The organism is Colwellia polaris (assembly GCF_002104515.1).
Taxonomy (GTDB): domain Bacteria; phylum Pseudomonadota; class Gammaproteobacteria; order Enterobacterales; family Alteromonadaceae; genus Cognaticolwellia; species Cognaticolwellia polaris.
Window position 1 is genome coordinate 1 of record NZ_NBOE01000028.1, and the last position, 1,005, is coordinate 1,005.

The 1,005-nt window shown below is 35.6% G+C and carries 1 protein-coding gene; it reads left to right on the forward strand.

Annotated features, from left to right (window positions below; all coding sequences use genetic code 11):
* Positions 1 to 93 precede the first annotated feature (93 nt).
* On the forward strand, positions 94 to 975 hold the full coding sequence (locus B6A32_RS19125) for an IS982 family transposase (RefSeq protein WP_085306506.1): 882 nt from the start codon (positions 94 to 96) through the stop codon (positions 973 to 975).
* Positions 976 to 1,005 lie beyond the last annotated feature (30 nt).

Genomic DNA, 1,005 nt, shown 5'->3' on the forward strand with positions numbered 1-1,005 from the left:
TAACCTGAATTCTGGATAAGAATGGAACTATTTGCCCACCTAGCGATCAGATCTTTCGACTAAAAACGATTTGAAAGCAAACAAGGTGGGCAAGTGGATAAACTAATAGATATTTTTTGTGATGTCGATGATTTTTGTCATAAATTTTTACCTGTATGGGAGGCAGAGTTAATTACTGACGGTGTTAAGAAGCGTAGACGACAATCAAAAATGTCTACAAGTGAATGTATGACAATCGTTATTGCTTTTCATCAATCAAACCATCGTGATTTCAAGAACTTCTATATAGGATTAGTGCGAAAGTATTGGTTAGAAGACTTCCCGAACTTATTAAGTTACACACGTTTTTTGAACAAAATGTCTGAACTCATCGTCCCTATGTGTGCTTATTTTCAAACCGTTAAAGGAGAATCTACGGGCATTGCTTTTGTCGACTCCACAAGTCTTAAAGTTTGCCATAACATTCGTATTCCTCGTAACAAAGTCTTTAATGGCATTGCTAAGCGAGGCAAAGGAACCATGGGTTGGTTTTACGGCTTTAAATTGCATCTATTGATTAATCACATAGGTGAAATCATTTCTTTGAAGATAACACCTGGCAATACAAATGATAGAACGCCTATACCTGAGTTATGCCAAAATCTCACAGGAAAGCTTTATGCGGATAAAGGTTATATAGGTAAAAAATTAAGTGAGAAATTAGCTGAAAATGATATAGATTTGGTAACAACAGTGCGTAAAAATATGAAAGCTAAAGCGATCAGCTTGTTTGATAGAGCCATGTTATCAAAGAGATACATTATAGAAACAATAAATGATCAGCTGAAAAACATTTCACAAGTAGAGCATAGCCGACATCGTAGCGAGACTGGTTTTATGCTGAATGTTATTTCTGGCATAGTGGCTTATTGTCTAAAAGAACAAAAGCCATGTATTAAATTATCACCGAGTGAATTTGCTCTGATGGCCATTTAAAACACACGGCTTAAACAGATCTCAGGTTAA